Source organism: Stenotrophomonas maltophilia (assembly GCF_025642255.1).
In the GTDB taxonomy this organism is placed as follows: Bacteria; Pseudomonadota; Gammaproteobacteria; order Xanthomonadales; family Xanthomonadaceae; genus Stenotrophomonas; species Stenotrophomonas maltophilia_P.
In genome coordinates, this window is sequence record NZ_CP106759.1 from 3,522,529 (window position 1) to 3,547,690 (window position 25,162).

General features: G+C 66.8%; 23 protein-coding genes and 1 pseudogene. 7 read left to right on the plus strand and 17 right to left on the minus strand.

Annotated features, from left to right (window positions below):
• Window positions 1-186 precede the first annotated feature (186 nt).
• The 4 genes from N8888_RS16060 to ubiE form a co-directional block, all read right to left on the minus strand.
• Window positions 187-807 carry an HAD family hydrolase gene (locus N8888_RS16060; RefSeq protein WP_111186198.1) on the minus strand — a complete coding sequence of 207 codons (621 nt, stop codon included), beginning with the start codon at window positions 805-807 and terminating at the stop codon, window positions 187-189.
• Window positions 807-1,538 carry a hypothetical protein gene (locus tag N8888_RS16065; RefSeq protein ID WP_262101455.1) on the minus strand — a complete coding sequence of 244 codons (732 nt, stop codon included), beginning with the start codon at window positions 1,536-1,538 and terminating at the stop codon, window positions 807-809. Before N8888_RS16065 ends, N8888_RS16060 begins: the two co-directional genes overlap by 1 nt.
• A gap of 92 nt (window positions 1,539-1,630) precedes the next feature.
• Entirely contained in the window at window positions 1,631-3,559 is a 1,929-nt protein-coding gene (locus tag N8888_RS16070; RefSeq protein ID WP_263175811.1) for a M1 family metallopeptidase, read from the minus strand.
• A 234-nt stretch (window positions 3,560-3,793) separates the two neighbouring features.
• Entirely contained in the window at window positions 3,794-4,555 is a 762-nt protein-coding gene (gene ubiE / locus N8888_RS16075) for a bifunctional demethylmenaquinone methyltransferase/2-methoxy-6-polyprenyl-1,4-benzoquinol methylase UbiE (protein WP_053520441.1), read from the minus strand.
• An 80-nt stretch (window positions 4,556-4,635) separates the two neighbouring features.
• Here ubiE and N8888_RS16080 point away from each other — a divergent pair, with 80 nt between their 5' ends.
• From N8888_RS16080 to N8888_RS16095, 4 genes are all read left to right on the plus strand, one after another.
• Window positions 4,636-5,088: a nucleoside deaminase gene (locus N8888_RS16080; RefSeq protein WP_197571616.1), complete on the plus strand. Its 453-nt coding sequence runs from the start codon at window positions 4,636-4,638 to the stop codon at window positions 5,086-5,088.
• A gap of 197 nt (window positions 5,089-5,285) precedes the next feature.
• Window positions 5,286-5,546: a hypothetical protein gene (locus N8888_RS16085; protein ID WP_180876838.1), complete on the plus strand. Its 261-nt coding sequence runs from the start codon at window positions 5,286-5,288 to the stop codon at window positions 5,544-5,546.
• A gap of 74 nt (window positions 5,547-5,620) precedes the next feature.
• Window positions 5,621-5,947 carry a hypothetical protein gene (locus N8888_RS16090; RefSeq protein WP_065175172.1) on the plus strand — a complete coding sequence of 109 codons (327 nt, stop codon included), beginning with the start codon at window positions 5,621-5,623 and terminating at the stop codon, window positions 5,945-5,947.
• A gap of 69 nt (window positions 5,948-6,016) precedes the next feature.
• Window positions 6,017-6,439, plus strand: a complete 423-nt coding sequence (locus tag N8888_RS16095; protein WP_111186203.1) for a low affinity iron permease family protein — start codon at window positions 6,017-6,019, stop codon at window positions 6,437-6,439.
• A 536-nt stretch (window positions 6,440-6,975) separates the two neighbouring features.
• Here the strand turns inward: N8888_RS16095 and smeF are convergent.
• The 3 genes from smeF to smeD form a co-directional block, all read right to left on the minus strand.
• Window positions 6,976-8,361: a multidrug efflux RND transporter outer membrane subunit SmeF gene (gene smeF, locus N8888_RS16100; RefSeq protein ID WP_053520171.1), complete on the minus strand. Its 1,386-nt coding sequence runs from the start codon at window positions 8,359-8,361 to the stop codon at window positions 6,976-6,978.
• 97 nt (window positions 8,362-8,458) lie between these two features.
• A complete protein-coding gene (gene smeE, locus N8888_RS16105) occupies window positions 8,459-11,581 on the minus strand; it encodes a multidrug efflux RND transporter permease subunit SmeE (RefSeq protein ID WP_263175817.1) in 3,123 nt (1,040 codons plus the stop codon).
• A 12-nt stretch (window positions 11,582-11,593) separates the two neighbouring features.
• On the minus strand, window positions 11,594-12,775 hold the full coding sequence (smeD, locus tag N8888_RS16110) for a multidrug efflux RND transporter periplasmic adaptor subunit SmeD (protein WP_065175174.1): 1,182 nt from the start codon (window positions 12,773-12,775) through the stop codon (window positions 11,594-11,596).
• Window positions 12,776-12,997: 222 nt separating this feature from the next.
• Between smeD and N8888_RS16115 the strand changes: the two genes are divergently transcribed.
• Window positions 12,998-13,657 (plus strand): TetR family transcriptional regulator, encoded by a 660-nt coding sequence (locus tag N8888_RS16115; protein WP_065175175.1) that lies wholly within the window; start codon window positions 12,998-13,000, stop codon window positions 13,655-13,657.
• 81 nt (window positions 13,658-13,738) lie between these two features.
• Here the strand turns inward: N8888_RS16115 and hslU are convergent, their stop codons facing one another.
• From hslU to N8888_RS16155, 8 genes are all read right to left on the minus strand, one after another.
• A complete protein-coding gene (hslU, locus tag N8888_RS16120) occupies window positions 13,739-15,112 on the minus strand; it encodes an ATP-dependent protease ATPase subunit HslU (protein ID WP_053520175.1) in 1,374 nt (457 codons plus the stop codon).
• Window positions 15,113-15,200: 88 nt separating this feature from the next.
• Window positions 15,201-15,752 carry an ATP-dependent protease subunit HslV gene (gene hslV, locus N8888_RS16125; RefSeq protein ID WP_053520176.1) on the minus strand — a complete coding sequence of 184 codons (552 nt, stop codon included), beginning with the start codon at window positions 15,750-15,752 and terminating at the stop codon, window positions 15,201-15,203.
• Window positions 15,753-15,905: 153 nt separating this feature from the next.
• The gene (gene xerC / locus N8888_RS16130) at window positions 15,906-16,778 is read right to left on the minus strand and encodes a tyrosine recombinase XerC (RefSeq protein ID WP_053520177.1); all 873 of its coding nucleotides are present in this window, start codon (window positions 16,776-16,778) and stop codon (window positions 15,906-15,908) included.
• Between the two features lie 16 nt (window positions 16,779-16,794).
• Entirely contained in the window at window positions 16,795-17,469 is a 675-nt protein-coding gene (locus tag N8888_RS16135; RefSeq protein ID WP_065175177.1) for a DUF484 family protein, read from the minus strand.
• Window positions 17,466-18,317 (minus strand): diaminopimelate epimerase, encoded by an 852-nt coding sequence (dapF, locus tag N8888_RS16140; RefSeq protein ID WP_065175178.1) that lies wholly within the window; start codon window positions 18,315-18,317, stop codon window positions 17,466-17,468. The genes N8888_RS16135 and dapF overlap by 4 nt, the downstream gene beginning before the upstream one ends.
• Window positions 18,310-18,555, minus strand: a complete 246-nt coding sequence (gene lptM, locus N8888_RS16145) for an LPS translocon maturation chaperone LptM (RefSeq protein ID WP_053520180.1) — start codon at window positions 18,553-18,555, stop codon at window positions 18,310-18,312. The genes dapF and lptM overlap by 8 nt, the downstream gene beginning before the upstream one ends.
• Before the next feature lie 84 nt (window positions 18,556-18,639).
• Window positions 18,640-19,062 carry a YbaN family protein gene (locus N8888_RS16150; RefSeq protein ID WP_128990379.1) on the minus strand — a complete coding sequence of 141 codons (423 nt, stop codon included), beginning with the start codon at window positions 19,060-19,062 and terminating at the stop codon, window positions 18,640-18,642.
• 54 nt (window positions 19,063-19,116) lie between these two features.
• On the minus strand, window positions 19,117-21,192 hold the full coding sequence (locus N8888_RS16155; RefSeq protein ID WP_428992960.1) for a S9 family peptidase: 2,076 nt from the start codon (window positions 21,190-21,192) through the stop codon (window positions 19,117-19,119).
• On the opposite strand from N8888_RS16155, the pseudogene N8888_RS18820 reads away from it, so the two are divergent.
• Window positions 21,170-21,235 (plus strand): annotated as a pseudogene (locus tag N8888_RS18820) (hypothetical protein); the annotation flags it as partial. The gene N8888_RS16155 and the pseudogene N8888_RS18820 overlap by 23 nt on opposite strands.
• A gap of 146 nt (window positions 21,236-21,381) precedes the next feature.
• Window positions 21,382-22,566 (plus strand): pyridoxal phosphate-dependent aminotransferase, encoded by a 1,185-nt coding sequence (locus tag N8888_RS16160; protein WP_197572571.1) that lies wholly within the window; start codon window positions 21,382-21,384, stop codon window positions 22,564-22,566.
• A 74-nt stretch (window positions 22,567-22,640) separates the two neighbouring features.
• Here the strand turns inward: N8888_RS16160 and N8888_RS16165 are convergent, their stop codons facing one another.
• Both N8888_RS16165 and N8888_RS16170 read right to left on the minus strand, forming a co-directional pair.
• Window positions 22,641-24,737, minus strand: a complete 2,097-nt coding sequence (locus N8888_RS16165; protein ID WP_053519813.1) for a prolyl oligopeptidase family serine peptidase — start codon at window positions 24,735-24,737, stop codon at window positions 22,641-22,643.
• Window positions 24,738-24,805: 68 nt separating this feature from the next.
• Window positions 24,806-25,126 carry a hypothetical protein gene (locus N8888_RS16170; protein WP_053519814.1) on the minus strand — a complete coding sequence of 107 codons (321 nt, stop codon included), beginning with the start codon at window positions 25,124-25,126 and terminating at the stop codon, window positions 24,806-24,808.
• Window positions 25,127-25,162 lie beyond the last annotated feature (36 nt).

The following is a 25,162-nucleotide window of genomic DNA, read 5'->3' on the forward strand; positions in this document are numbered from 1 at the left end:
CGAGCTGCCCGCGCATCTGCTCGGTGGGTGTCGACCTGGGTCGACACTGCCGGCCAGCGGCCGGCACCACCGGAACTTCCGACCGACACGTTGCCTGCTGTCTGTAGAGCCGAGCCCATGCTCGGCTTGCGCGCGCCAGCGCGATCTGACCGCAGAGCAGCCGAGCGCGGGCTCGGCTCTACACGGTCATGCGCCCTGCCACGCTGCCAACAGGGCGCGGCAATCGGCGAAGTGCCAATCCGCGCGGCCCGGCCACGGGTTGTCAGGCAGGTTGACCAGCACGGTGTGGGTGCCGGCGGCACGGCCGCAGTCCAGATCATAGGCGTGGTCACCCACCATCACCGCCTGCGCGGCGGCAATGCCCCAACGCCGCAGGTGCTGCTGCAGGCCATCCGGCGAGGGCTTGGGCACCGCTTCTTCGCGGCCGATGATGTCGGCATCGTCGAACAGTTCCCCGACCCCGATCGCCTCCAGCGTCAGCTTCGCCAGCGCATGGTCGTTGCGGGTCAGGATGCCCAGCCGGCAGCCAGCCGCCGCCAGCGCGCGCAGCAGCTTCACCGCGCCCGGTGCCGGCAACGCCTCCTCGGCCAGCCCGCGCTCGTGGTCCAGCAACCACTCACGCTTGGCCTGCGCCGATGCGTCGGGCAGCGCCGCGATATGGTCGAGGATGTCTTCCTCGGCGGCGATCTCCAGTGCGCGGCGGATCGCGGCGAAATCATGCACGGCCACAGTCAGCGTGCCGTCCATGTCGAACACCCAGTGCCGGATCGCGGACAACGCGTGCACTGCGCTGCCCGTCGCGATCATCACTGCCACCACGACGGCATGCGGCTTGCGTCCACGCCCCCGGTCTCGAACACCGCCGTGCGGGTGCCGCCGGCCTTGACCGGGAACTCGATGCTGATCGACTTGCCCTTGCGCGCCAGCTTCCACAGCGCCTTCTGATCGGTGATGAACAGCGCAATCGCCTCATCGGTCTGCGGCCGCCAGGCGGCCATCGACACCGGCTTGCCGTCGTCCACGGTCACCTTCACCGTGCACTTCGGGCAGCGGAAATCGCCGGCCTGCAGCACCAGGTAGGCGTGCCGCTTCCACTCCGGATGATCGCGGAACACCAGCTGCACCGGCTTTGCGCCGCTGCCATCCACGTCCACCCGTTCCTTGCTGTAGATCTGCGCCGACACCTGGTTGCCCTTGTTGCCGACCGGTATCTGGTTGTACTGCCACAGCGCCTGCATGCGGCGCAGGTCGCGCGCGGCATCGCCCTTGGCCTTGACCTCGTCGAAGCCTGCGGCGATGCGCTCGGCGGCGGCCGTGTCCTTGTACTCATCCAGCAGCGCGGCGCCATGCAGTCGCGCGCGCTCCCAGTCCTGCGCGGCGACGGCCATGTCGTACTGCCTGGCCACGTCCTCGGCCTTGGCTTCCTTCTGCGCCTGAACGGCGGCCGCGGCGGCTTCCTGCGCCTTGCGCTCTTCTTCGGGATTGCTGCAGGCGGCCAGGGCCAGGGTGCAGGCGGTGAGCAGGATCAGTCGTTTCATGGCAGAGGTCCTTCGTGTTTTTCGCATGCTTGCAAAGTCGAGCATGGCTCGACTCTACAAAAAAAGCGCCGGGCAGTGCCCGGCGCTTGTTCTTACTTGGCTTCGGCCTTGGCCAGCATGTCCTGGACCGAGGCAGTGGTGATCGGATGGTAGCCCGGCTTGGCCTTCTCGAAGGCCTGCTTGGCCAGCTCCAGCCCCTTCGGCGTCTTCACCAGTTCGGCGTAGATCGGCAGGATCAGCTTGCGACGGCCGACACGCTCGATGAATGCCGCCGCGGCCTCATTGGCCGGCTCGTAGCCGCTGCGGATGGCCAGCGGATACCAGCGCATGGCGATCTCGCCATTCGGCGTGCCCGTGAAGTGGAAGGCCTTGTCCAGCGTGGCCAGCGTGTCCAGCGGCTGGGTCGTGCCCAGGCCGTCGATGAAGCGCACCCACTCCTGGGTGCTCCAGTCAGCGATGACCTGGCTGCTGGGCACGGTGCCGGCGCTGGTGAACGCAATGCGCGCGGTATCGACGCTGCCGAAGTTGCGCGACTGCGCCTTGGCCGCGAACGCCGGGATGCCCGGCTCGTCCAGCCATGCCTTCAGTTCGGCTTCCGTCACTGCCGACGGGTTCTTCGGCAGCAGGTTCTTCTTCAGGTACTCGACGAACTGGTCGGTACTCGCGCTCTGGAAGGCGTGGTCATCGAACCAGCCGCGCAGGAACGGATCGAAGGTCTCGCGGCCGAAACGCTGTTCCAGGAACTCCAGGAACCAGGAACCCTTGACGTAGGCCACCTGGCTCAGGGCTTCATCGGGGTCACGCTCGTTCAGCGGCGGCAGCGCCAGCGCCTGGTCGGCGGGGCTCATGTCCTTCACTTCCGCCAGCAGATCGGTCTGGTCGATCTGCCGCTCCATTTCGGCCATCTCCTTGCCGTACAGCGCTTCGGTGATGCGGCCCTGGACGTAGGTGGTGAAGCCTTCGTTGAGCCAGATATCCTTCCAGCTCGCGTTGGTCACCAGGTTGCCCGACCAGCTGTGCGCCAGTTCGTGGGCGACCAGCGACACCAGCGACTTGTCGCCGACGATCACAGTCGGGGTGGCGAAGGTCAGGCGCGGGTTCTCCATGCCGCCGAACGGGAACGACGGCGGCAGCACCAGCATGTCGTAACGGCCCCAGCGGTACTCGCCGTACAGCTTCTCGGCAGCACCAATCATCTTCTCGGTGTCCTCGAATTCCTTGGCCGCCTTGCCGACCATGGTCGGTTCGGCCCAGACGCCGGAGCGGCCGGAGATCGGCTCGAACACCAGATCGCCGGCGGCGATCGCCAGCAGGTAGGACGGGATCGGCTGCGGCATCTTGAAGGTGTAGTCACCATCACGCGCGGCCTTGGGGTCGTTGTCGGCGCTCATCAGCACCATGACGTCCGGGCGCGAGACCACGTGCGCGCTGTAGGTGAAGCGCACGCTCGGGGTGTCCTGCAGCGGCACCCAGGAACGGGCATGGATGGCCTGCGACTGGCTGAACATGAAGGGCAGCTTCTTGCCTTCGGTCATCGACGGCGCCAGCCACTGCAGGCCCGAGGCGGTCGGCGCGGTGTGGTAGGTCACCTCGACCTTGGCCGGCTGCTGCGGGGCCTCGATGGTCAGCTTGCTGCCGAACACCTTGTCGGCCGCCGCCAGCTCGAACTTCAGCGGGCTGCGCGCGCCGTCAGCGGCAACGGCTTCGACCTTGGACACGGTCAGCTCGCGGGTGTCGAGCACCAGCTGCGTGGCGTCCTTCTGCTTCCATTCCAGGGTGTAGGTCGCGGTACCGCCGATCTGCTTCTGGTCGAAGTCCAGCTTCAGGTCCAGCGCGATGTCCTTGATGACGACCTTGTCCGGCTCGGCGTACGAGCTTTCGTCGTGGCTGCGGTTCTCGGCGTTCACGGGAGCGGCGGGGGCCTTTTCGGCAGTCGGGGCGGCGGCGGGCGCGGCCGCCTCCTGGGAGCAGCCAGCGGCCAGGGCCACGGCCAACGGAAGGAGCATCAGCGGATTGCGCATGAATCGGGACCGTTACGGGGAGCAAACCCCAATGGTACCTCCCTCCGGCCCCGCAGGCGTTGCGCGGTGCGGGGTAAGGCGGGGCGGCGGGCGTTGCCAGGTAGCGCCGGGCCATGCCCGGCGAGCGCGCAGCGCGGCCTGCGTCGGACCTTGCGAGCGTCTGATCGAACAGCCGCCGGGCATGGCCCGGCGCTACCGACGGATGCCGGGCTATGCCCGGCGGCCCTGGATGCCTTACAGCTTGTAGCCGGAGTGGATCGACACGATGCCGCCGGTCAGGTTCTTGTAGTGGCAGCGCTCGAAACCGGCCTCGCCCATCATGGCCTTCAGCTCGTCCTGCGGCGGATGCTTGCGGATGCTCTCGGCCAGGTACTGATAGCTGTCCGAATCATTGGCGAACAGCTTGCCCAGCTTCGGCAGGATCTTGAACGAGTGGAAGTCGTAGATCGGCTTGAACCAGTCGGCGGTGACCTCGGAGAACTCCAGCACACGCGCCTGGCCGCCGACCTTGAGCACGCGGTACATCTCGCGCAGGCCGGCATCCTTGTCGGTCACGTTGCGCAGGCCGAAGGCGATGGTGACCAGGTCGAAGCTGTTGTCCGGGAACGGCAGGGCCTCGGCATTGCACTGGACGTAGTCCAGGCCCAGCACCAGGCCGCGGTTGGTGAGGCGATCACGGCCCACCGACAGCATGCCGGCATTGATGTCGCCCAGAACCACCGAACCTTCGGCGCCGACGCGCTCCTTCAGCAGGGCGGCAATGTCGCCAGTGCCCCCCGCGAGGTCAAGCACGCGGTCACCGGGCTTCACCTGCGCGGTCGCCACGTAGTAACGCTTCCACGCCCGGTGCACGCCCAGGCTCATCAGGTCGTTCATCAGGTCGTAGTTGCGCGCGACCGAGGTGAACACCTGCCCGACCAGCTTCTGCTTGTCCTTGGCGGCGACGTCGCGGAACCCGAAATGGGTGGTACCGGATTTGTAGGGGGATTCGCTCATGCCCCGATTATCGCACCGCCAGGGCCGCTGCGGGGGAACGGCGCCTTATCATGGCAGCCCATGACCTTCCGGAGCCCCGCATGATCACCACACCTGATTACCAGGCCCTGCTGCAGACCGCCATCGCCGAAGCCCGCCAGGGCCTGGCCGAGGGCGGCGTGCCGATCGGCGCGGCGCTGTACCACAACGACGGTCGCCTGCTCGGCTGCGGCCACAACCGCCGGGTGCAGGAAGGCGATCCCTCCGTGCACGGCGAGACCGACGCCTTCCGCAAGGCCGGGCGCCAGCGTCGCTACCGCGACACGATCATGGTCACCACCCTGGCCCCGTGCTGGTACTGCTCGGGACTGGTGCGCCAGTTCAACATCGGCACCGTGGTGGTCGGCGAGTCCCGCACGTTCCAGGGCGGCATCGACTGGCTGCGCGAAAACGGCGTCAATGTGATCGACCTCGACAGCCAGGAATGCGTCGACCTGCTCGGGAGCTTCATTGCGCAATATCCCGAGATCTGGAACGAAGACATCGGCGAATGAGTGCCGTGGACTGACCCCAGCCCGCGTTTAATGAATGCTTCATCCGCGGCAGGCCCTTGTGCAGTCAGCGTCTGCGGCGTTCGATGTGACGCGCTGCGCACTCCGTCGGCACGCATGCACACGCCGCGGTAACACCCCACCGCTCCGGCACGCCTACGGTGGGGTTACCGGGGCCCCCTACCCCGGCGGAGCCAGCCATGTGCGCGCACGCTGCAAGCCCCACGCCCAATCTGATCCTTGACGGAATCCGCGCCCGCCTGCGGGGCCAATATCGGTTGCATCGGCGCGGTGCCCTGTTCTGGACCGCTTATCAGAGCATGCAGCTGGAACTGGTGCGCGACCATCCACGCGACCACGTCCGCCTGTGCAACGCGATGGCGGACATCGCTGAAGACCTCGGCGTGGTCGAGCACGCCCAACTGATCGGCAATCGCAACGCTGTTTCCACATTGCGATGACACCGCTTCCACCGGTGATCAGGCAACACTGCGATTCCCCCCACTCCACGTCCACCTCAACCGATTGGATCGACATGCACACTGAAGTCCCTGCCATTCCCCCGGTCATCGACGTCGATGCGGAACTCGAGCACTGGCGCCGCCAGCATGCCGACGGTGCGCTGCCTCATAATTCGTTCGGTTCCTACGTACCCTGGATCAAGTTCGCCTGCGATTCGCTGATCACCCAGCCGCGCGCCAGCAACGAGCAGCGTGACGAGATGTTCCAGACCCAGTATGCGCTGCAGATCATGCCGCGGCTGAGCGAAGCACAGGCCCGCGAGTTCGTTGACCGCTGCTGGCAGCACGTCTACCAGGCCAGCCGCGTGCGCCTGCAGGACGCACCGCGGCTGCGCGCCTGAGCAGGCCTGCTGCACGCAGGCTGCACGGCCACGCGCCGATCATCACGTCATCCCAGCGGGACGACGACGATGAAAGCAAGAAACCTGTTCAATACCATCGCCAAGAAGGCCGCGGCCGCCACCGGCTCTCCGTGGACCTTTCTGGTCGCAGTAGCCATCGTGGTGGTATGGGGCATCTCCGGCCCGGTGTTCGGCTTCAACGACACCTGGCAGCTGGTCATCAACACCGGCACCACCATCATCACCTTCCTGATGGTCTTTCTGATCCAGCACACGCAGAACGCCGATACCGCGGCGATGCAGATCAAGCTGGACGAACTGATCCGGGCCACCGCGGAAGCCAACAACGAGCTGCTGGATCTGGAAGAACTGGACGAACAGCGGCTGGAAGAGATCCGCGCCGAGTATGAGCGGATGGCACGCGAAGCCGGCGACGCCCTGGCCCGTGTGCGGGCCTGCCACACGGTGCGCCGTGATGATGAAGCGGTGTAGCCCTGACGCGACGACCCGCGAACGCGTGATCGAAGCGCCGCCGGGTATGACCCGGCGCTACCGTAATCCACGTCGGACCATGCCCGGCGAGCGCGTAGCGCGGCCTGCGTCAGGCCCTGCGAATGTCTGACCGAAAAGCCGCCGGGTATGACCCGACGCTACCACAATCCCACCGACAGGTAGCGCCGGGCCATGCCCGGCGAGCGCGCAGCGCGGCCTGCGTCAGGCCCTGCGAATGTCTGACCGAAAAGCCGCCGGGTATGACCCGGCGCTACCGGAATCCCGCCGACAGGTAGCGCCGGGCCATGCCCGGCGAGCGCGCAGCGCGGCCTGCGTCAGGCCTTGCGAATGTCTGACCGAGAAGCCGCCGGGTATGACCCGGCGCTACCGGGATCCCGCCGACAGGTAGCGCCGGGCCATCCCCGGCGAGCGCACAGTGCGGCCTGCGTCAGGCCCTGCGAACGCCTGATCGAAGCGCCGCCGGGTATGACCCGGCGCTACCGGAATCCACGTCGGGCCATGCCCGGCGCGTCCCGTCAGCTGCGTTCGTGCCACCCGCCGCCCAGCACCTTGTACAGGGTGATGCGGTTGGCCTGCTGGGCCAGTTGCGCCTGCAGCCGCGTCTGCTGCGCGCTGTAGGCCGTACGACGCGCGTCGAGCAGGCTGACGAAGCTGTCCAGGCCGGCGTCATAGCGTGCCTGCGACAGCCGGTTGGCCTGCTCGGCCGCGTCGACCAGACGCTGCTGCGCGCTGACCTGCTCATCCAGGCTGACATTCATCGCCAGCGCATCCGCCGCTTCGCGGAAGCCGTTCTGGATCGCCTTCTCGTACTGCGCCAATGCGATATCACGATCTGCATTGGCGATGTCGAGATTGGCACGCAGACGGCCGCCCTGGAAGATCGGCAGGGTGATCTTCGGCAGGAAGCTCCACACGCGCGTGCCGCTGTCGAAGAGGTTCGACAGTTCATTCGATCCGCTGCCGATGCTGCCTGTCAGCGAAATGCTCGGGAAGAACGCTGCGCGGGCAGCGCCGATGTTGGCGTTGGCGGCCAGCAACTGGTGTTCGGCCGCCATGATGTCCGGGCGCAGCAGCAGCACGTCGCTGGGCAGGCCGGCCGGTGGTGGGGCCAGTGCCAGCAACTGCGGCTCGATGCCATCCGGCAGCAGAGCCGGGTCGACCTGGCCACCGGCCAGCAGCGCCAGGGCATTGCGGTCCTGCGCGAGCTGGCCGCGCAGGCGTGCGGCATCGGTGCGCGCGGTTTCGACCAGGGTGCGGGTCTGGGTCAGTTCAAGTGCTGAACTGCCGCCACGTTCATGGCGTGCTTCTGCCAGGCGCAGCGAATCCTCATAGGTCTTCAGCGTCGCTTCGGCGATCTTCAGCTGCTGGCTGTCGGCGCCGTAGGTCAGCCACGCCGTTGCCGTCTCGGCCACCAGGCTCAGCTGTGCATTACGGCGGTTGGCGGCGATGGCAAAGTACTGCTGCAGGGCTGCTTCGCTGAGGTTGCGCACGCGGCCGAACAGGTCCAGCTCGAATTCGGCCACACCGACGCCGGCAGTGAACTGCTCGGTGACTCCCGCATCCGTACCTGTGCGCTCCATCTGCCCGGTGATGGCCACACCCGGCACCCGGTCGGCGCGCTGCACCCGGTACTGGCCGCGTGCGCGCTCGACATTGAGCACGGCCACACGCAGGTCGCGGTTGTTGTCCAGCGCCTGGCCGATCACCTGCTGCAGGCGTGGATCGGTGAAGAAGTCACGCCAGCCCAGCGTGGCCACATCGGCAACCTGGCCCTGCGTGGCCTCTGCCGGCCACTGCGCAGGAATCGCCGGGGCAACGGCCGTGTCCTTCGGCGCGAGGGTGGAGCAGCCGGCGACCGTGAGCACGGCGGCCAGGGATACAGCAAGAGAAGAGAGTTTCATGGCGACACCTTGGGGGTCACGGTGGTAGCGCCGGGCCGTTCCCGGCAGCTACGTGGTAAGGCATCCGCCGGGCATGGCCCGGCGCTGCCGGATTCCATCACTCGGCGGTCCTGCGTTTGAACACGCGCTGCACCACCACGAAGAACAGCGGCACGAAGAACACGCCCAGCGCGGTGCCGACGATCATGCCGCCCAGCACGCCGATGCCGATGGCCTGCTTGGCGCCGGAACCGGCACCGGTGGAGATCGCCAGCGGCACCACGCCCATGCCGAATGCGAGCGAGGTCATCACGATGGGACGCAGGCGATCGCGCACGGCATGCATGATCGATTCGATCAGGCCGGCCCCCTTCTCCAGGTTTTCCTTGGCGAACTCGACGATCAGGATCGCGTTCTTGCTGGTCAGGCCCACCGTGGTCAGCATTGCCACCTGGAAGTAGATGTCGCGCTCCAGGCCCTTGAAGGTGTTGGCCAGCACCGCGCCGAGGATACCCAGCGGGGCGGCCAGCAGCACGGCGGTCGGAACACTCCAGCTTTCGTACATTGCGGCCAGGCACAGGAACACGATCATCAGCGACAGCGTGTACAGCAGCGGGGTCTGCGAGCCGGCCTGGCGTTCCTGATAGGACATCGCGGTCCACTCGATGCCGAAGCCCGCCGGCAGCTGCTTGGCCAGCTGCTCGATCTCCACCATGGCGTCACCGGAGGCGACTCCCGGGGCCGGTTCGCCCTGGATTTCCATTGCCGACACGCCGTTGTAGCGCTCCAGGCGCGGCGAGCCGTAATCCCAGTGCTTGCTGGCGAAGGCGCTGAACGGAACCATCTCGCCCTTGTCGTTCTTCACCGACCAGAGATCGAAGTCCTCCGGCACCATGCGGAACGGCTGGTCGGCCTGCACGAACACGCGCTTGACGCGGCCACGATCGACGAAATCATCGATGTACGCGCTGCCCCACGCGGTCGCCAGGGTGGTATTGACCTGGGCGATCGACAGCCCCAGCGACGTTGCCTTGGCCACGTCGATGTCGATGCGGAACTGCGGCGTGTCTTCCTGGCCGTTCGGGCGGACGTTGGCCAGCTTCTTGCTGCCGGCCGCCAGGCCGAGCAGCTGGTCACGCGCGGCCACCAGTGCATCGTGGCCTTGGCCGCTGTTGTCCTTCAGGAAGAAGGTGTAGCCCGAAGCGGTACCCAGCTCCGGGATCGCCGGCGGCGGGAAGGCGAAGATGAAGGCGTCCTTGATCCCACCCAGCGCAGCCATGGCGCGGCCGGTGATCGGCATCACGCCGTTGTCGGCGTCACGCTCGCTCCAGTCCTTCAGCTTGACGAAGGCCATGCCCGCGTTCTGGCCCATGCCGGCGAAGCTGAAGCCCTGCACCGAGAACACCGACTCGACCGCCGCCTTCTCGTTCTCCAGGAAGTGGTTCTCCAGTGCCGCGATCGATTCCAGGGTACGTTCCTGGGTGGCGCCGACCGGGGCCTGCACCAGCGCCATCAGCACGCCCTGGTCTTCATTGGGCAGGAACGAGCTGGGCAGGCGCACGAACAGAACCGCCATCAGTACGAACAGCGCGGCGACGATGCCCATGAAACGCCACGGACGGTTCAGGATGCCGCGTACACCACGCTGGTAGCTTTCGCTGGTGCGGTCGAAACCCCGGTTGAAGCCGTTGAAGAAGCGACCGGCCAGGCCGCGGTGGGCGACATGATGCTCGCCCTTCTTCAGCGGCTTGAGCAGGGTGGCGCACAGCGCCGGGGTCAGTACGATCGCGACCAGCACCGACAGCGCCATCGCCGAAACGATCGTGGCCGAGAACTGCCGGTAGATCACGCCGGTGGAGCCACTCATGAAGGCCATCGGCACGAAGACGGCCGACAGCACCAGGCCGATGCCGACCAGTGCACCGGTGATCTGGCCCATCGACTTGCGGGTGGCCTCCAGCGGCGACAGGCCCTCCTCGGACATGATGCGCTCGACGTTCTCCACCACCACGATGGCGTCGTCCACCAGCAGGCCGATCGCCAGCACCATCGCGAACATGGTCAGCATGTTCACCGAGAAGCCGAGCATCGCCAGTACGCCGAACGTGCCCAGCAGCACCACCGGCACGGCGATGGTCGGGATCAGGGTGGCGCGGAAGTTCTGCAGGAACAGGTACATCACCACGAACACCAGCACGATCGCTTCGATCAGGGTCTGCACGACGCCCTTGATCGACACGCGTACGAACGGCGTGGTGTCGTACGGAATCTCGGCCTTCAGGCCGGCCGGGAAGAAGTTCTTCAGGTCGTCCAGCGCGGCATCCACGCCGGCGGCAGTGTCGAGCGCATTGGCGCCGGTGGCCAGGGTGACGGCCAGGCCGCTGGCCGGCTGGCCGTTGTAGCGGGTGACGAAGTCGTAGGACTCCGCGCCCAGCTCGACGCGGGCGACATCACCCAGGCGCAGTTCGGCACCGTCCTGCGCGCCGCGCACGACGATGTTGCGGAACTGCTCCGGCGTCTGCAGGCGCGACTGCGCATTGATCGTGGCGTTGAGCTGCTGGCCCTTGACCGAGGGCGCGCCGCCCAGCTGGCCGATCGCCACCTGTGCGTTCTGTGCCTGGATCGCTGCGGTCACTTCCGGCACCGACAGGCCGTAGGTATGCAGCTTGTGCGGGTCCAGCCAGATGCGCATGGCGTACTTGCCGCCGAAGACCTGGATGTTGCCCACCCCCGGGACTCGGCTCAGGCGATCGACGACATTGGAGCCGACGTAATCGGCGATGTCGTTGGCATCCATGCTGCCGTCTTCGGAGACGAAGGCGATCACGTTCAGGAAGCCCGAGCTGGACTTGGCCACGTTGATGCCCTGCCGCTGCACTTCCTGCGGCAGCAGCGGCATGGCCAGCTGCAGCTTGTTCTGCACCTGCACCTGCGCGATGTCCGGATTGGTACCGCTCTCGAAGGTCAGGGTGATGGTCGCCTGGCCGTTGGCCGAGCTGTTGGAGGAGAAGTAGATCAGGCCATCAAGCCCCTTCATGTTCTGCTCGATGATCTGCGTCACCGAGTCTTCGACCACTTTGGCCGAGGCACCCGGGTAGGTGGCGCTGATTTCCACCGCCGGCGGAGCGACGTTGGGATACATCGAGACCGGCAGCTTGAACAGGGCCAGGCCGCCGGCGAGCATGATGATGATGGCGATGACCCACGCGAAGATGGGTCGATCGATGAAAAAGCGTGCCATGGAATTCTCCGCTTACTTCGCGTCGCCGGCCGGAGCCGCAGGCGGGGCAGCGGCCGGCTTGGCCGGTGCGGCGCCCTTTTCGGTGGCGTTGACCGGCATGCCGGGGCCGATCTTCTGCAGGCCTTCGACGATGACCTTGTCGCCGGGCTTCAGGCCATCCTCGACCAGCCACTTGTCGCCGATGGTGCGGCTGACCTTGACCGGGCGGACTTCGACCTTGCTGTCCTTGCCGACCACCATCGCCGTGGTGTCACCCTTGGCATCGCGGGCGATGCCCTGCATCGGCACCAGCACGGCGTCGCTGCGCACGCCGCCACCGATCACTGCGCGCACGTACATGCCCGGCATCAGCAGGCCATCGGGGTTTTCCACCTTGACCCGCAGGCCGAAGCTGCCGGTGGCTGGATCGACGCTGACTTCGGAGAACTCCAGCGTGCCCTTGTGCTCGAAAGCGCTGCCGTCTTCCAGCAGGATGCTGACCGGCGTCTGCTGGTTGTCCTGCAGGCGGCCGGCGGCCAGCTCGCGGCGCAGCTGCAGCAGCTCGGCCGAGGACTGGGTGAGGTCGACATAGATCGGATCCAGCTGCTGCACTGTGGCCAGGGCGTCGGCCTGGCCGGCGTTCACCAGCGCACCCTGGGTGACGCTGGACTTGCCGATGCGGCCGCTGATGGGCGCGGTGATGCGGGCGTAGCCCAGCGTGACGTTGGCCGAATCCAGCGAAGCCCGGGCGGCGCCGACGTCGGCCTCGGCCTGCTTCTGCGCGGCTACGGCGTTTTCCAGATCCTGCTGGCTGACCGCATCGACCTTGGCCAGCTCGGTGATGCGCTTGGCACTCAGGCGCGCGGCGTTGGCCGTGGCTTCGGCGCGGGCCAGCTGTGCGCGGGCACTGTTGGCCTGGGCGCGGTAGCTGGCGTCATCCAGCTGGTACAACGGCTCGCCGGCCTTGACCATGCCGCCCTCGGTAAACAGGCGCTTGGCCACGATGCCGCTGACCTGCGGACGGACTTCGGCCACCAGGAAGGCATTGGTCCGGCCCGGCAACTCGCGGGTCAGGCCCACGGTCTCGGACTTCAGCGTGACCACGCTGACCTGGCCGGGCCCCTGTTCGGGGGCCTGGGGTTCGCCGCCACAGGCGGCCACGGTCGTGGCGATGGCCAGCGACAGCGCAAAGGGTCGGATTCGGCTCAGCAACATGGGGAAGGCTCTTGGAAGGAAGAATCTCAGCAGGCGCTGATACGGCGGACACTTCCCGGGAACGGGTTGAGGCCTCTCGTACAACGCCCCCCCCGGGCAGGCATGGGTGCCGGAACAGGACAGCCACGCACACGACGGGAACGATGGAGGTGAAATATACATACATGCTTGTTTGTTTGTAAACAGGTACAATTCAGCCACGTTTCACCCGTACTCGTACCCATGGCCCGCAAGACCAAAGAGGACACCCAGGCAACCCGGGAAGGCATCCTTGACGCCGCCGAAGCCTGCTTCCATGAACATGGCGTGGCCCGTACCACGCTGGAGATGATCGGTGCCCGCGCCGGCTATACCCGCGGCGCCGTGTACTGGCACTTCAAGAACAAGGGCGAGGTGCTGGCCGCGATCATCGAACGGGTGCACCTGCCTTTCATGCAGGAACTGGAGCGCACCTCCACCGAGCAGCGCGATACGCCGGTGCATGATCTGCGCGCGGTGATGATCCATTCCTTCATCGAGCTGTCCGAAGACGAGCGCCTGCGCAAGACCATGGAGATCATGCTGCGCAGCGATGCTTCGGCCGACACCAAGGTGCTGACCGAACTCCAGCAGGCCGGTTTCCGCGACGCGCTGGACCGGATGGAGCGTGCGCTGCGACGCGCGCAGGCGCTGGGCCAGCTGCGCGAAGGCGCCGACCCGAAGATCGCCGCGCGCATGCTGCACGCGACCGTGCTGGGGGTGCTGCATGGCGCGATGGTCGAGCCGGATCTGATGGATCTCCAGCGCGACGGCATGCTCGCGCTGGACATGACCCTGGCCGCCTACGTGAAGGAAGGCGTGTTCGAGCCGGGCACCGTACCTGCGCCGTTGCCGGAGGCGTGAGCGAACAGGGGTCAGAGCCCTCGCCAGGGCGAGGGATCCGACCCCTCAAACAAGAAGGCCGCCTTTCGGCGGCCTTCTGCGTTACAGGATGTAGCGGCTCAGGTCCGGATCCTGCACCAGTTCACCCAGATGCGCATCGACGTAAGCGCTGTCGATGGCCAGGGTCTCGCCATCGCGGTCAGGCGCTTCGTAGCTGAGCGAATCCAGCAGGCGCTCCAGTACCGTATGCAGGCGGCGGGCACCGATGTTCTCTTGGCGCTCGTTCACCTGGAAGGCGATCTCGGCCAGGCGGTCGATGGCGTCGGCAGTGAAGCTGACCTTGACGCCTTCGGTGGCCAGCAGCGCTTCGTACTGCTTGGTCAGCGCCGCCTTCGGCTCGGTCAGGATGCGCACGAAATCACCCTTGCTCAGCGCGCCCAGTTCCACGCGGATCGGGAAACGACCCTGCAGCTCCGGAATCAGATCGCTCGGCTTGGCCAGGTGGAAGGCACCGGAAGCGATGAACAGGATATGGTCGGTCTTGATCGTGCCGTACTTGGTCGACACGTTCGAGCCTTCCACCAGCGGCAGCAGATCGCGCTGCACGCCTTCACGCGAGACGTCGCCACCACCCACGTTGTCACCGCGCTTGGCAACCTTGTCGATCTCGTCGATGAAGACGATGCCATGCTGCTCGCAGGCTTCGATCGCCGCAGTGCGGATATCGTCCTCGTTGACCAGCTTGCCGGCTTCTTCCTCCAGCAGCAGCGGGCGTGCCGCCTTGATGGTCAAGGTGCGCTTGTGCGCCTTGGCACCACCGCCGAGATTGGCGAACATGGACTTCAGCTGCTGGCCCATCTCCTCCATGCCCGGCGGCGTCATGATGTCCATGCTGACGTTGGCGGCCAGATCCAGTTCAATCTCGCGCTCGTCCAGCTCGCCATTGCGCAGCATCTTGCGGAACTTGATGCGGGTTTCGTTGTCCTGTGCCGACGGCTCGTTGCGCGCCACTTCCGGGTCGAAACCGATGCCGCCGCTGCGGCGTGGCAGCAGCGCATCGAGAATGCGGTCTTCGGCACGTTCTTCTGCCTGGGTGCGCACGCGCACCTTGGCCTGCTCGCGGTACAGCTTGACCGCGGTATCGGCCAGATCGCGGATGATCTGTTCGACGTCCTTGCCGACGTAGCCGACCTCGGTGAAACGGGTCGCTTCGACCTTCACGAACGGCGCATTGGCCAGCGTGGCCAGGCGACGCGCGATCTCGGTCTTGCCGACGCCGGTCGGGCCGATCATCAGGATGTTCTTCGGCATGACCTCGTTGCGCAGCTCGGCCGGCAGCTGCATGCGGCGCCAGCGGTTGCGCAGGGCGATGGCCACGGCGCGCTTGGCGTCATGCTGGCCAACGATGTGCCGGTCCAGCTCCTGCACGATCTCGCGCGGCGTCATGGTGGCGGAGGAAACTTCGATCTTCGACATGGATGGGCTCACGAATGCGTTGTCGATGACACCGGAACCAGACGGCCCGGCCGGTAGCGCCGGGCCATGCCCGGCGGATCAGGGAGCGTCACAGCTCCTCGACCACCACGTTGCGGTTGGTGTAGATGCAGATGTCGCCCGCGATGTTGATCGCTTCACTGGCGATGGTGCGCGCATCCAGCGCCGTGTGCGCCATCAGCGCGCGGGCCGCCGACAGCGCGTAGGAACCGCCGGAACCGATGGCGATGATGCCGTCTTCCGGCTCGATCACATCGCCGGTACCGCTGATGATCAGCGAGGTTTCCTTGTCGGCCACGGCCAACAGTGCTTCCAGCTTGCCCAGGCGACGCTCGGTGCGCCAGTCCTTGGCCAGCTCGACGGCGGCACGCTGCAGCTGGCCGTGCTTTTCCAGCTTGGCCTCGAACAGCTCGAACAGGGTGAAGGCATCGGCGGCCGCGCCGGCGAAACCGGCCAGCACCTGGCCATCGCGACCCAGCCGGCGCACCTTGCGCGCATTGCCCTTCATCACGGTGTGGCCGAGCGTGACCTGGCCGTCGCCGGCAATGGCCACATGCTCGCCGCGACGCACGCAGACGATGGTGGTGGCGTGGAAAACGTTGGGGTTCTGACTGGGGTCCATGCGGCCTCCGATAGCTGTTCCCGGGACATGGGGACAGCGCCGGGGCCGATCAAGCCTGCGCGGATGGCTGCCGTTCAGGGCTCGGGCGCCAGCGGCCGCTGCATCCGCCGGGCATGGCCCGGCGCTACCACTGCCGCCGGGCGTGGATTGGCGCTACCGGCGGCGCTTGGCGCGCGGATGCGCAGCGTCGTAGACCTTGGCCAGGTGCTGGAAATCCAGATGGGTGTAGATCTGCGTGGTGGCGATGTCGGCGTGCCCCAGCAGTTCCTGCACGCCGCGCAGGTCGCCGGACGACTCGAGGATGTGGCTGGCGAAGCTGTGCCGCAGCATGTGCGGATGCACGTGCTTGAACAGCCCTTGCCGCTGCGCCAGCTGGCGGATGCGGATCTGCACCGCGCGCTGGCTGATCGGCCCGTTGCGGCCCGGAAACACCGGGGTGGCCGGGGCGCCGCCGCTTTCGCTGCGCCAGGCGAGCAGTGCCTCGCGCGCCGGCTTGCCGAACGGTACCCGACGCTGGCGGTTGCCTTTGCCCATCACGTTGACCAGTCCGCTGGCAAAATCCAGGTCACGCCAGGTCAATGCGCAGACCTCGCTCAGGCGCAGGCCGGAGGAATAGAACAGCTCCAGCAGCGCGCGGTCGCGTCGCCCCAGCTCGCCTTCCGGTTCCAGTTCGACCAGTTGCACTGCTTCATCGGCGTCGAGCACCTGCGGCAGCCTGCGCGGCGCTCGCGGTGCCTTCAGGGTGGCCGCTGGACTGACCTCGATGCGGCCATGCCTGAGCAGCCACGCATAAAAGCTGCGGCAGGCAGACAGCCGCCGCTGCAGGCTCTTGGCCGACAGGCCCCGGCGATGTTCATCGGCGACGAACTGTCGCACGGCGTCAGCATCCAGCGCCTCCACCGGCACGCCCCGCGGCTCGGCCCATGCCGCCAGCGCATCCAGGTCGCGACGGTAGGCGTCCAGCGTATGCGCCGACATCCGCCGTTCCACCTGCAGGTGCTGCAGGAACGCCATGACCGCGCTCATCGCCGCCGCGCTCCGCTCAGTCCTGGAAGCGCTTGAGGCCGGTGGCCAGGGCCTCGCCCATCATGCGCAGGAACAGCGTGCCCATGCCCGGGTAGAAGCGGTTCGGGTCATGGCTGCCGACCGCGATCAGGCCGACACCCGGCAGCGGCAGCAGGGCGGTGGTCTGCACCTCCTCACTGCGCGCGCCATACAGCACCGCGTTCTTTTCCGGCTGCAGGCGGCCGCAGATCGGCTCACCGTCCTTCAGGCAATCACGGAAGGGGCCCAGGCGTGGATCGTCGGCCGCGATGACCTGCAGCCATTCGGCCTGTTCCAGCCCGGCCACCGGCACGTGCACGACCAGCCGCACCAGATCACCCGCAAAATCCTCCTGCAGCGAGGCGGCCATCGCACGCAGGGTATCGGCGGCACTGCCCTGCTTCATCAGTGCCAGCGTCAGCTGGTGGGTGCGCACCGCCAGCCGTTCGTTGACCTGGGCGGTCGCGCCCAGATCGGCCAACCGTCGCGCCAGCTCGCGGTTCTTTTCCCGCAGCAGCTCCAGCTGGTAGCTGGCCAGCGATGCGGTCGGGCCGTCATCGCGCGGCACCACCAGGGTCAGCGCCAGGTCCGGGAACTGCTTGAGGAAGGCCGGATGGCGCCGCAACCAGGCAGCGACTTCATGGGCCCCGAGCTTGTCGACGGTCTCAGTCATGCGATCCACTCCCCTTCGAAGACGAATGCGGTGGGGCCGGCCATCACCACGGGCTGCCCCTCGCCCGGCCACTGGATGCGCAGTTCGCCGCCGGGCAGGCTGATGCGTGCATCGCGCTGCAGGCGACCGCGCTGCATGAGGGTGACTGCGGCTGCACAGGCGCCGCTGCCGCAGGCGAGGGTCTCGCCGACGCCCCGCTCGAACACGCGCAACCGCGCATGGTCCGGCGCGATGACCTGGGTGAAACCCACGTTCACCGACTTCGGGAACGAGGCATGCTGCTGCAGCAGCGCGCCGACGCGCTCGACCGGCGCCGCATCGATCAGGCCCACCTCGATCACGGCATGCGGATTGCCCATCGACACCGCAGCAAACCGCACGCTCTCGCCCTGCAGCGGCAGCAGATACTCCTCGCGCGGGTGGGCAAAGCCGACCAGCGGCACGCTGGCAGGTTCGAATGCGGGTACGCCCATGGTCACCGCATACTGGCCCTGGCCCAGCACCTGCACCGCATGGCTGGCCAGTGGGCTGTCGATGACGAATGCATCGCCCTGGGCACTGCCCTCGCGCACCAGCCAGGCCGCGATGCAGCGCGCGCCGTTGCCGCACTGCTCGGAATTGGAGCCATCGGCGTTCCAGATCCGGTACGAGGCGACCGAGCCTTCGACGCGCGGGGCCTCGATGGTCAGGATCTGGTCGCAGCCCACGCCGGTGTGGCGGTCGGCCAGGCGCGCGGCCAGCTGTGGCGTGGGCGGCGCGGTGCCGTCGCGCAGGTCGATCACTACGAAATCGTTACCCGCGCCGTGCATCTTGCTGAAACGCAGCGCGGTGGAACCGGTCTTACTCATTCCCGTCGTCCACCTTCTTCACCGGGTCCGGGGTCACCGACGGACTGCCGTCACCCGTGTCCTGGGTGGCAGGCGGGGTGGCTTCGCCGTCGGCATCGGTGGCCGGCTCGACGGTCTCTTCCACCGGCACCGGCTTCTGCGGCAGCACCAGCGGGCCCTTGTTGCCGCAGGCGGACAGGAACAGCAGCGAGGCCGCTGCCAGCGGAATCAGGATGGCGTTTCGATGGGGAATCTTCATGCCCCGAGTATAGCCACTGCCGGCTGAGCGGTTGGTGGAGGGTACGGCCCCCATGGCAGCGCCGGGCCATGCCCGGCGGAAGGGTCAGTCCTGCGGCGGCAGCGGCCGCGTCCACAGCCAGATCGCCACCACGGTCATGCTGCCGATGGAAAACCATTTCACCCAGGCGATCGGCACGCACCACAGCATGATCCCGGCGCAGACCGCCATGGTGATCGTGGCCATCCATTTGCCATAGCGGCTGACCGCGCCATGCGCCTGCCAGTTGCCGATGGCCGGCCCGAAGCGCGGATGCTGCAGCAGCCAGGCATGCAGCCGCTCGGAGCCGCGCGAGGCGGCCCATGCCGAGATCAGGATGAATACGGTTGTCGGCAGCCCCGGCACGAAGATGCCGACGATGCCGGTGCCGAGACTGACATAGGCGAGCAGCCACCATGCCCAGCGGAAACGCACCGGCCGGCGGGTCGGGGCTGCGTCCTGGGCGGCAGGCGGTTCAGGCAGGCTCATGCTCGCAAGGATAACGGTTCGGGGTGCCCGGCAACGCCCGGCACCCCGCCGCAATCACGGTGCTGCGATACCCAGCTGCTGCAGCACGAAGGCATACGATTCGGACAGCTCGCGGTAACGCTGGAAGCGACCCGACTTGCCGCCATGGCCGGCCTCCATGTTGGTGCGGAACAGGATCGGGTAATGGCCAGTGTTGTCGTCGCGCAGCCTGGCCACCCACTTGGCCGGTTCCCAGTACTGCACCTGCGAATCCCACAGGCCGGTACCGACGAACAGCGCCGGATAATCCTGCTTCCTGACATTGTCGTAGGGCGAGTACGAGAGCATGTAGTCGTAGTACTGCTTCTGCTCCGGGTTGCCCCACTCGTCGTACTCGTTGGTGGTCAGCGGGATGGTCGGATCCAGCATGGTGGTGACCACGTCCACGAACGGCACCTGCGCCACCATCACCCGGTAGTCCTGCGGCGCCTGGTTGGCCACCGCCCCCATCAGCAGGCCACCGGCACTGCCACCGGACGCGGCCACGCGATCCTTCGCCGCCCAGCCCTGGGCCACCAGTCCACGGGTAACGTCGATGAAGTCGTTGAAGGTGTTCTGCTTGTGCAGCAGCTTGCCGTTCTCGTACCAGTCGCGGCCCATCTCCTGGCCACCGCGGATGTGGGCGATGGCATACACCACGCCGCGATCGAGCAGGCTCACTGCCGTCTGGTTGAAGTACGGGTCCATCGACATGCCGTAGCTGCCGTAGGCGTACTGGAACAGCGCGCCCTTGCCGTCCTTCTGGTAGCCCTTGCGGTAGACCAGCGACACCGGCACCTTCACGCCATCGCGCGCGGTGATCCAGACGCGTTCGGTTTCGTACTTCGATGCGTCATAGCCGATCACCGGCTGCACCTTCAGCTGGCGGCGCTCGCCGGTGGCGGTGTTCAGCTCGAACACGGTGGTCGGGGTGGTCATCGAGGTGTAGACGTAGCGCAGCCATGGCGTATCGGCCTCGGTGTTATCGCCCAGGCCCATCGAGTACGCCGGCTCATCGGCCTTCACGTAGTCGCTGCGGCCATCCTTGAACAGCAGGCGGATGCGCTCCAGGCCTTCGGAGCGCTCGGCAATGGCGGTGAAGCCATCAAACAGCTCGAAGCCTTCGATGAACACCGCATCGTCATGCGCGATCCAGTCCTTCCACTGCGCACGCGAGGTGGCATCGGTCGGTGCGGTGACCAGTTTGAAGTTCTTTGCACTGTCGTTGGTACGTATCACCCAGCGGCCATCGTAGTGGTCGGCGTCGTACTCGACGTCGCGCTGGCGTGGCGCCAGCACGGTGAACGTGGTCGGGTCGCTGGCCGGCGCGTAGCGCTCTTCCGACGACACGGTACTGTGCACGCCGATGGTGATGAAGCGGTCGTCGCGGGTGCGGCCGATGCCCATGTAGAAGCTGTCGTCCTTCTCTTCGTATACGACGGTGTCGGCGCTGGCCGGGGTGCCCAGCACGTGCTTCTTCACGCGCACGGTCAGCAGCGTTTCCGGATCGTTCTCGACGTACAGCACGGTGCGGTTGTCGTCGGCCCAGACCAGGTCGCCGGAACTGCCGGTGATCACGTCGGGCAGCACCTGCCCGGTCCGCAGGTCCTTGAAGCGGATCGTGTACTGGCGACGGCCCACGTCATCGTCGGCCCAGGCCAGCAGCTGGTTGTCCTGGCTGACTTCCATCGAGCCGACATTGAAGTAGCCCTTGCCGGCGGCCATTGCGTTGACGTCCAGCAGCACTTCTTCGGCGGCATCCATGCTGCCCTTGCGGCGTGCGTGGATCGGGTAGTCCTGCCCGGTCTCGAAGCGGCTGTAGTACCAGTAGCCGCGCTCGCGCGCCGGCACGCTGGAATCATCCTGCTTGATGCGGCCGACGATTTCCTTGTACAGCGCGTCTTCCAGCGGCTTCAATGGCGCCAGCACCTGGTCGGCATAGGCGTTCTCGGCCTGCAGGTAGGCCAGCATGTCCTTGTTCGCGCGCTTGTCGTCACGCAGCCAGTAATAGTCGTCGTTGCGGGTCGCGCCGAACGGGGCCTTGACCTCGTGCGGATGCCGGGCGGCGTCCGGCGGAACAGGCAGGGGGACGGCGGTAGCGGTGCTGGTCATCAGGCTGGCGAGCAACAGGCAGAGGGTGGACTTCATGAGATAAGGCTCCAGGCGCTTCAATGCAATGGTCTTCGACGGGATCGGTTCCCTTTCCCCGAACAGCGATCTGACCCCAATCCCGTCGGCACCACAACCCTGCAGGTCGTCACGGTGCGGGTCCGCCGGCAGCGGTCGGCGTACCATGGGCGCATGAGTACCCTGCCCCACCCGCCGGTCTACAGCCGGCGCAGCCATGAAATCGCTCCTTTCCACGTGATGTCCCTGCTGGCCCGCGCGCAGGCGCTGGAACAGGCCGGCCACGATGTCATCCACCTGGAGATCGGCGAACCGGACTTCACCACGGCCGCGCCGGTGGTGCGTGCCGGCCAGGCGGCCCTGGCCGCCGGGCACACGCGCTACACCGCCGCACGCGGCCTGCCTGCGCTGCGCCAGGCAATCAGCGGCTTCTATCGCAGCCGTTACCGGCTGGATGTGGACCCGGAACGCATCCTGGTCACTCCTGGCGGCTCCGGCGCGCTGCTGCTGGCCAGCAGCCTGCTGGTCGACCCGGGCCGGCACTGGCTGCTGGCCGATCCCGGCTATCCCTGCAACCGGCATTTCCTGCGCCTGGTGGAAGGTGCCGCACAGCTCGTCCCGGTCGGTCCGCAGACCGCTTACCAGCTCACACCCTCGCTGGTGCAACAGCACTGGAACACGGACAGCGTCGGCGCACTCGTCGCCTCGCCGGCCAACCCCACCGGCACGGTGCTGTCGGCCGATGAACTTGCGGCGCTGTCACGCGCACTGCACGCACGCGGCGGGCACCTGGTGGTGGACGAGATCTATCACGGCCTGACCTACGGCGTGGACGCGGCCAGCGTATTGCAGGTCGATGACAGCGCGTTCGTGCTGAACAGTTTCTCGAAGTACTTCGGCATGACCGGCTGGCGCCTGGGCTGGCTGGTGGCGCCGCCCGCAGCGGTGCCCGAACTGGAGAAGCTGGCGCAGAACCTGTACATCAGTGCGTCGAGCATCGCCCAGCATGCAGCCCTGGCCTGTTTCACCGATGAATCGATGGCGATCTTCGAACAGCGACGGGAGGCCTTCCGCCAGCGTCGCGATTTCCTGCTGCCGGCGCTGCGCGAGCTGGGCTTCCGCATCGAGGTGGAGCCGCAGGGCGCGTTTTATCTGTATGCCGATGTCAGTGCGTTCACCGATGATGCCCAGGCGTTCTGCGCACACTTCCTCGAAACCGAGCATGTGGCCTTCACCCCGGGCCTGGATTTCGGCTTCCACCGCGCCAACCAGCATGTGCGCCTGGCCTATACCCAGGAAATACCGCGGCTGCAGGAAGCGGTGGAGCGCATCGCGCGCGGGCTGCAACATTTCCGCTAGCGCCGGGCCATGCCCGGCGAGCGCGCAGCGCCGCCCATGAAAAACGCCGCCCGGGGGCGGCGTTTTTCATTTCGTCATTTACCGCCCAGGCGCTCCCACAGGAAGCTGTAGGCCAGGGCCGCCATGTGCGCGGCCTGCGCGTTGTTGGCTGCGCCGCCATGACCACCTTCGATGTTCTCGTAGTAGGTCACATCCTTGCCGGCATCGATCATCTTCGCCGCCATCTTGCGGGCATGGGCCGGGTGCACGCGGTCATCGCGGGTGGAGGTGGTGAACAGCACCGGCGGGTAGTTCTTCTTCGCGTCGAACAGGTGGTACGGCGAGAAGGTCTTGATGAACTCCCAGTCGCTGGTATCGGGGTTGCCGTACTCGGCCATCCACGACGCGCCGGCCAGCAGGTGGCTGTAGCGCTTCATGTCCAGCAGCGGAACCTGCACCACCACCGCACCGAACAGCTCCGGGTACTGCGTCAGCATGTTGCCGGTCAGCAGGCCGCCGTTGCTGCCGCCCTGCACGCCCAGGTGCCTGGCACTGGTGATCCTGCGCTTGACCAGATCCTGTGCCACCGCGGCCATGTCCTCGTAGGCCTTGTGACGATTCTGCTTCAGCGCCGCCTGGTGCCAGCGTGGGCCGTACTCACCGCCACCACGGATGTTGGCGACCACGTACACACCGCCCTTCTCCAGCCAGGCGCGGCCCATGCCACCGGAATAGCTGGGTGTCAGCGAAATCTCGAAACCGCCGTAGCCGTACAGCAGGGTCGGATTGGAGCCGTCCAGCTTCATGTCCTTGGCATGCACCACGAAGTACGGCACACGGGTGCCATCCTTGCTGGTGGCGAAGTGCTGCTCGATCACCTTGCCCTCGGCATTGAAGAAGGCCGGCATGGTCTTCAGCGTTTCCGGTGCCTTGCCGATCTCGGCCAAAGCCAGGGTGGTCGGCGTCAGATAGTCGGTGGCGGTCAGCCAGACCGCATCGCTGTCGTCGCTGTCCACTGCGCCCACGGCCAGAGTGCCGAATGCCGGCGCGCCGACAAACGCGCTCTTCTGCCAGCCATTGGCGCCCGGGGTCAGCACGGACAGGCGATTCTTCACATCGTCCAGCACGTTCAGGACGAGGTGGTTCTTGGTCCAGGTCGCACCGGCCAGCGAGGTGGTCGCGGTCGGGGTGAACAGGACCTCGAAGTCACGCTTGCCGGCCAGGAAGTCATCGAGCCGGGTCGCCAGCAGCGAGCCGGACGCGTAGGTCTTGCCGCCCACGGTCCAGGCGTCGCGCAGCTCCAGGGTCAGCCACTGCTTGTGCAGGCCCTTCTCGGCGGAGTTCGGCGCATCGATCTTGGTCAGCGTGCCATCGTCGCCGCGCAGGTAGACCTCATTGTTGTAGAACGCCAGCGTGCGGCTGACCAGGTTGCGCTCGAAGCCCGGGGTGTCATCGTGCATCGCCGCGATGTACATGTCCTCCGGCTTGCCTTCGTACACCACGCTGGCCGACGACATCGGCGTCCCACGCTTCCACAGCTTGGCCACGCGCGGGTAGCCGGAGGTGGTCATGGTGCCGGCACCGAAATCGGTGTAGACGAACACGGTATCGCGATCGATCCAGTTCAGGCCGCCCTTCGACTCGGGACGGAAGAAGCCATCCTCGATCCAGCGCTTCGTCGACAGATCGAACTCGCGGGTGACATCGGCATCCGCGCCGCCGCGTGACAGCGCGATCAGGCAGCGGCTGTAGTCCGGGCGCAGGCAGTCGGCGCCGTGCCAGACCCAGTTCTCGCCCTCGGCCTTGTTCAGTGCGTCCAGGTCAAGCACGGTTTCCCACTGCGGCGAGGCCTTGCGGTACTCGGCCAGGGTGGTGCGCCGCCACAGGCCACGTTCGTGCTGCTTGTCCTTCCAGAAGTTGTAGTAGTAGTCGCCGATCTTCTGCACGCCGGGAATCTTGGCATCCGAATCGAGCACCTCACGGATGCTGGCCTCCATCTGCCTGAAGGCCGGAGTCTGCGCCAGGCGCGCCTCGGCCTTGGCGTTCTGCTCCTTGACCCAGGACAGCGGCTTGTCGCCGGTGACGTCCTCCAGCCAGGCATAACGGTCGGTATCTTCAGCAGCCACGGCGGTCCCCACCGAGGCAGCGGTCATCATGCCAGCCAGCAGGCAGGCGGAAGCGAGTCGTGACATTGCAGCTCCAGGCAGTCATAAGCCGTGGAACGCTAGCACGGATCCGGACACCGCCCCCGTGTCGAAGGTCAGGCCGCCGCCGTTGCGCCGCGCCGGCCGCGCGCGCCGGCTGCCCTGCGGCGGCGCGCCTGTCCACCGGTACGACGCGACGACCGCCGCCGCAGCGACGGCAATGGGCAGCGCAGCAACGCCCACCAGGCCACCAGCGGCATGCCGATCAGCCACAGGGGCAGCCAACCCAGCCAGGCACTGCTGCCACGGGCGGCCGGCCACACCAGGACCAGTGCGACGCCGGCCAGTGCCAGATGCTGTACACCTCGCAGCAGGCGCGGATCGGCGCGTTCGCTGACGCGTTCAGTCGAGGGGCGGCGTGTGAGGCGTGCGCTCATGCGGGTTTCTCCGGTGGACAATGCAACACAGCTTGG